Source organism: Desulfofundulus thermosubterraneus DSM 16057, from assembly GCF_900142025.1.
In the GTDB taxonomy this organism is placed as follows: Bacteria; Bacillota; Desulfotomaculia; order Desulfotomaculales; family Desulfovirgulaceae; genus Desulfofundulus; species Desulfofundulus thermosubterraneus.
On record NZ_FQZM01000077.1, the window covers coordinates 1 to 5,290 of the forward strand.

Genomic DNA, 5,290 nt, shown 5'->3' on the forward strand with positions numbered 1-5,290 from the left:
AAGTTGCTGGAAGCACGGGCGGAAATTCTGGCCCTTAAGAAAAAATATCCGTTTAACCGGTTTTGAGCGGTATTACCACCGGCTGCCTCTTTCGGGTAGCCGGTTTTTCTTTTTTGGGTTTTCGATGGAAATGCCGGCGGAATTTAAAAATTATTTTTGTGATTACCGGTTTAAAATGAGAATTTCCTTTGTTCCACCAGTTGGTTGCCCCAATTTAATTTAAAGATTTTTCCCGAATCAATTTGAAAATCTACACTCGGGGAATAACGCCAGGTAGTTCCGTGTGCAAGAAAACGTGCACCCCCTGCCACCTACCATGGCCGGCAGGCGGGTGCTGCAGAAAGGTTCTTCGGAACTTCGGAAGTTTCCAGAAGAGGATGAGGACTTAACATGGAATGGAGATCTCCGGTAGGAGAATATGGCAGGTCGCCGCGGGCGATTCTGAGCGCAACTACGCGAAGCTCTGCCTCGAGTGGGACGTGATCCTGAACGGTCCCGGTTCAGAGGGGCCGTGGCCTGACTGCGCCGGGGCCCTGCGCTCCGGCTGGGGCCTTTCGTGCAAGCTCGCGGACCTTGAGCGCTTCTGCGAGGAGGTGAAGGAGGGCGACCTTGTGGTGCTGCGCGTCGGTACCGCTGAGGTGTACTGGGTAGGCGAAGTAGTCGGCGGCTACATCTGGCACGAGGAGTCGGCGACATTGACGGCTGGGACCTGCAGCACGTAAGGCGGGTGCGCTGGCTCTGGAGGTGTGACAAGGAACCCCAGCGCTTCGAGTCCTATACTCTCAAGCTCGGGGAGACCGTGCAGGTCCTCGACTCCAAGCCGGTGCTCGACTGGATTGCAGCTCTTCCGGCTGACGAGGAAGCTTTCCAGAGGCCCCTGAAGGAGGCGTTCCTCTTTATGGCTGCCGGGTGGGCTTTAAGCCCCCCGCGGCAGGTTTGATGCAGTAGTTGCTTCACAGGTAAGGGTGTGCATCTCGTTATGGCAAGAGTCCGTGCTTGAGAGCACGACCCCGTACAGAAGGCCCTGCGTTTGCCAAATGGATGAGGGGTTTTAGCTCACCTATAGGAGTTCGTCAAAGTTCTTCACAAGACGCATTGGCGGCTAGAGCTCGCTAGAAGGAAAGATGGTAATTTTGTGGAAGTCTACCTGTGACATAGTTAAATGCTGGTGGGCCTGGTACCAAAGGGGGATGCTTTGGGATAAAACCCCTCTAAAAGGAGCCCTAATGAAGACGGGGGGAACTGGATGATTTACGCGGAAATCGCCGGCAGGCTGGGCTTCGAAGAAGATATCTTAACATCAACGGCAATTGGGTTACTCTCTTTACTGCCGGACGAAGAGTTTATTCGCTTTATCGGTAGGGCTAGAAGCATTGATGGCGAATGTCTAGAAAAGCACATAGGCACCTGCACACGGGTTGAAGCCATTGAGTTTTGGAAGACTGATTTCTTGTACGGGATTCCAGACGTCTTTCTAAGGCTGGAGGGTGAAGCCGGCGTCTCTGTTGCGATTGTCATTGAGGTTAAGCATCGCTCTGGAAAAAGTGGCAGTGCCGAGGAAACTGAGGATGGCAGGATCCAGAACCAGGAGGTGGACCAACTCTACAGGTACTGGAAAAGTCTCGCTCAGCAGTACCCCAACTGTAGAAAGGCGATTGTCTTCCTTACGGGCCACCGCATCATGCCCCGGAAGGATCTAGAAACGAGCTGGAGAGCTGCAGGTGGCGAGGCGCGCCTCTTCTGGCTGGGTTGGCACAGCGTCTACGATTTTCTTGCTGAAGCTCTGCGCAGTGGGAAATATCCTGCGCGAACGGTAGAATGTAAGATCTTACAACTACTGGAAACTTACTTGCGCTTCAAGGGCTACGCTAGGTTCAGCGGTTGGCCACAGCCCGCAATGTCGGGGATCGTCTCAGAGTTACGGTGGTTATGGTACCAGAGGCTTTACACTCTGAATCTAGGGTTGTCAGGCCGTTTGCACCCGGCATACTGCAGAACATACGTAAAGCAAGTTCCGGGGGCCGTGGAAGCCAGCGCTGCAGTTTTCTATAAGCCCTAGGAGGCTGTTGCGAAACAGCCTATTTTTCCCTGTAAAGCTACTTACAAAAAATTCAAGAGTAAGTTATGGTAATCCTAAGAGAGCAAAAACATGTTTTAAGTCAAGTAAATATCAAATTGTTTTAAGGCATTTTCCTCATTTTACCTGCATTTGGGTCAGACTACCCCCTATCCACTAGCGAGGACCGGTGTAGTTCCATTTATTGCCATATCGTTATAGGGAACAGCAGCAGTTACTTTTTGATTAAGCAGCTTCCAGTAACGTTTGAAGTTAACCACAGTGGCAACTAACAGCGCCTGCAGGGTTACTTTCGCCAGACCAAGATACCGGGCTTTCCGCAGGCCGTACTTCACCAGTTCCGCCTGCTTTCTCTCTACCTTGCAGCGTTCGGGATATTTTCCGGCAAACTCATCGGTTTTTTGAAAAGCCCGGCCCTCTTGAAGGTAGCGCTCGTGGGCATTTACCGTGACTGTCCGCCTGCCCTTCTTGTTTCTGGTACACTGGTTTAATAAAGGGCAGTTTTGGCACTGGTCCGGGGAAAAGAAAAATACTCTGAGCCGGCCCGTTTTTTTGTCATAGATTTTTTCAGGTGCGATTTGACCGGCTGGGCAGCGGCAGGTCTGTCTGTCCAGGTCAATTTCAAAAGCCGATTTGGGGAAACAGCCGTCTTTCCCGATTCTTTCAGGGACAGGGCTGATCACTTTAATCTGGCGGGTGGCCATCTCTTCTCTGACTTTACCTGTTCCATAACCAGTGTCGAATGTTACTTCCTTCGGCCGACGCTCTTCAGGCTGCTGGTCGATAAGTTCAAAAGTTGCCTCTGAATCGTGGGTGTTGCCGGGAGTTACGGTAACGGCGGTGACGAATTCACTTTCTTTGTCCATGGCGGTGTGGTTCTTGTAGCCGTCGAAGAGTCGGGAGCTTGATTTTCTTCCGTGACGCATTTCGGGATCAGTGGTGGAAATAAGCCGGTCTTTGGCCACCCCCTGTTTGATGGTTACCGAGCCATCTCCCTTTAGTTCTATGTCCTGGGTGGCTACCGTCATGAGGAGGTCTCTTAGTTCCATTTCTTTACCGGAAAGTTCCATCCCCTCTGTCGCACTAATGACTGCCAGGGCATCCTGGTAGAGCTGGTTTAACAGCTTTTCCCGTTCGGCAGGGTCTTCCCAGTTGATTTTGGGTTTGCCCTTACCTTCGTAGTCAAGATTAAGACTTAGTTCCGGGAAATCCGGGCGGTTTTTCAGGGTGCTTAAAAGTTTTCTTACAGCCAGTCGGATTAACGTGTAGGTGTCCTGTACCGCTCCTGCGCCCAATACATAGGTGGAATCCATGATCTGCTGAGCACATTTAGTGGGGAGCAGCCCTTTGGCTTCCGCTGCCTTCAGGATTTCTTCAAAAATGGTGCGTTCTTTCTTGTTCAACAATAACCTGGCCCGGAACCTGCTCAGGTCAGTATGGTCAAATCCTGCTTCCCCCAGGGGGAGGTTCAAAGCTACTTTCCAGCGAAGGTCGTATAAAGCGCGTTGTTCCGCCTCCCGGTCCGACACCCGGTCGTGAAACTGCAGCAGGATCACCTTGACCAGCAGACTGGGCGGGATGGAGGGCCGTCCACAAGAGGCGTAACAGTCGGCAAACAGCTCATCCCGGAAGACATCGTCAGCCTGGGAGAGGCCGTAGTAGAAACTATCTTCGGGAACAAGGGGTTTTTGCTCCCACGTTTGCAGAATGTTGATGTCCGTAAAAGTTAATTGTTGCTTTTTACGCCCCAGCATTTTAAATTACCACCCTATAGCTAAGAATACCTTGAGTATTCGACGTATTACTGGTCAATTCCTCTTGAATGGTAAATTTTTTTGCTGTTTCCCTTAGATTCCTATGGGTGGTAAGGAGTTTTGCAACAGTCTCCTAGGCAGGGAGGCTGTTTGAGACCCAACTGGGTGTTATTTGAACACCCTTGCTAGAACTTTCGTAAGGAGGGAAAATTGCCATGAGTGCGGACCTGGTTCAGGTTCTGCGGGAGGTCGATAACTTTCATAAGACATGTTGTCTATTGCTTGATGATTTCATATCGTATGTGAGGAATCGTATCCCAGACAATGCTTTCGTTTGGTCGGAGAAAGGATACTCCGTATGGCACAGTGGAGCTTCACAACACCTGGGAAACTTCTTGTTCGAACATCTCGGGAAGTACAAATTTGCCTTTATGCTGGTAAAAGTCAACGAGGACAGTAACGTGGCCTTCAAGAGCCGCGACTATTACGCTGTCTGTAACGAGTTGGGGGTTGATCCCTATTTTCCCCTGCTGTTTATTACAGGAGTCTACCAGCCCCGTGACGAAGATTACCTTCGTCGTAATCTATACGCTCGCCGCGCATGGCCTCACCACATCCTGAAGCTGCTCCCAGACCAGATACTGCAAAAGATGAATTGTAGTCCGTCTTATCGCTTAAACGAAGAACTTGTATTTGAGACCGATCCCTCAGCGGGAGACTACTGGTGCAACGGAGCAGAGTTCAAGATAAGACGCCTGACTGACATCAAGAACCAGGAAATGCTAATTGAGATTGCTGAGGAGTTATTGGCCCGCTGAGAGCGCAACAACCCGCGCAGCCTGGAAGGGCCACCCAGTTTGAGGCAGTCATAAAATCACTACATATCTTCCGCAGATGTTACCTGCAATTCTATCCCTGCTGCCCGTTTACCTCTTCCGCCAGCTCCAGGATCCTGGCCAGCACCTTTTGCCTGCGGGCTTCGATATCCTGGAAGTTCATGTTCGGGATATAGCAGGCTTCCATTTCGTCGTGGACCTTCTTGGCGCGGTGGATGAAATCCACGGCTTCTTCCATGCAGCGCCGGTACATCTCCCGGGCGCTATCCCTTTCGGCCTGTAGATCCGGGTCGGACACGGGCCTGACACAGGTCATGGTGTCAATGACCACATCGCCGTGCTGGGGCTTGTAATAATGGGGCTCCACGGAGTTGACCACCGCCAGTTTCAGGTAAGCGTCAAATACAACCCACCTTGGCATAATACCCAAGTTTAAGGGATAATCTTCCTCAGATAAAAGCTCGATGAGGAGGATTTTTTCTTATGACCAAAGCCGAACGGGAAGCGCTATGGGAAACCCGAATAGCCGAATACAAGATGAGTGGGCAAAGCGTCAGAGAATGGTGCGCCGCCCATGAAGGCATCAGCCCCAGGCAGTTATGGTACTGGCTGCGAAAGTTTAA

At 51.2% G+C, this 5,290-nt stretch carries 7 protein-coding genes; 5 read left to right on the top strand and 2 right to left on the bottom strand.

Translation table 11 applies throughout. From position 1 onward, the window contains the following. Window positions 1–395: 395 nt before the first annotated feature. The 3 genes from BUA65_RS17220 (at window position 396) to BUA65_RS17230 (ending at window position 2,059) form a co-directional block, all read left to right on the top strand. Window positions 396–722 (top strand): DUF8426 domain-containing protein, encoded by a 327-nt coding sequence (locus tag BUA65_RS17220; RefSeq protein WP_072871589.1) that lies wholly within the window; start codon window positions 396–398, stop codon window positions 720–722. 77 nt (window positions 723–799) lie between these two features. Then, entirely contained in the window at window positions 800–940 is a 141-nt protein-coding gene (locus BUA65_RS18450) for a hypothetical protein (protein WP_165613295.1), read from the top strand. A gap of 306 nt (window positions 941–1,246) precedes the next feature. Then, window positions 1,247–2,059 carry a hypothetical protein gene (locus BUA65_RS17230; RefSeq protein ID WP_072871593.1) on the top strand — a complete coding sequence of 271 codons (813 nt, stop codon included), beginning with the start codon at window positions 1,247–1,249 and terminating at the stop codon, window positions 2,057–2,059. A 167-nt stretch (window positions 2,060–2,226) separates the two neighbouring features. On the opposite strand, the gene BUA65_RS17235 is transcribed toward BUA65_RS17230, so the two are convergent. Continuing rightward, entirely contained in the window at window positions 2,227–3,831 is a 1,605-nt protein-coding gene (locus BUA65_RS17235) for an IS1182 family transposase (protein ID WP_072871595.1), read from the bottom strand. Window positions 3,832–4,046: 215 nt separating this feature from the next. Between BUA65_RS17235 and BUA65_RS17240 the strand changes: the two genes are divergently transcribed. Beyond that, window positions 4,047–4,649, top strand: coding sequence for a hypothetical protein (locus BUA65_RS17240; RefSeq protein WP_072871597.1), 603 nt, complete (start codon window positions 4,047–4,049; stop codon window positions 4,647–4,649). 91 nt (window positions 4,650–4,740) lie between these two features. Here the strand turns inward: BUA65_RS17240 and BUA65_RS17245 are convergent, their stop codons facing one another. Then, window positions 4,741–5,088: a hypothetical protein gene (locus BUA65_RS17245; protein WP_207543935.1), complete on the bottom strand. Its 348-nt coding sequence runs from the start codon at window positions 5,086–5,088 to the stop codon at window positions 4,741–4,743. Window positions 5,089–5,150: 62 nt separating this feature from the next. Between BUA65_RS17245 and tnpA the strand changes: the two genes are divergently transcribed. After that, window positions 5,151–5,290: IS66 family insertion sequence element accessory protein TnpA (tnpA, locus tag BUA65_RS19395; protein WP_439328949.1), on the top strand; the 140-nt coding region annotated here is incomplete at its 3' end.

Bases quoted from the DNA above. Each gene is read 5' to 3' on its own strand.
- BUA65_RS17220 (WP_072871589.1), top strand. From the start codon at position 396: ATGGAGATCTCCGGTAGGAGAATATGGCAGGTCGCCGCGGGCGATTCT.
- BUA65_RS17230 (WP_072871593.1), top strand. From the start codon at position 1,247: ATGATTTACGCGGAAATCGCCGGCAGGCTGGGCTTCGAAGAAGATATC.
- BUA65_RS17235 (WP_072871595.1), bottom strand. From the start codon at position 3,831: ATGCTGGGGCGTAAAAAGCAACAATTAACTTTTACGGACATCAACATT.
- BUA65_RS17240 (WP_072871597.1), top strand. From the start codon at position 4,047: ATGAGTGCGGACCTGGTTCAGGTTCTGCGGGAGGTCGATAACTTTCAT.
- BUA65_RS17245 (WP_207543935.1), bottom strand. From the start codon at position 5,088: ATGCCAAGGTGGGTTGTATTTGACGCTTACCTGAAACTGGCGGTGGTC.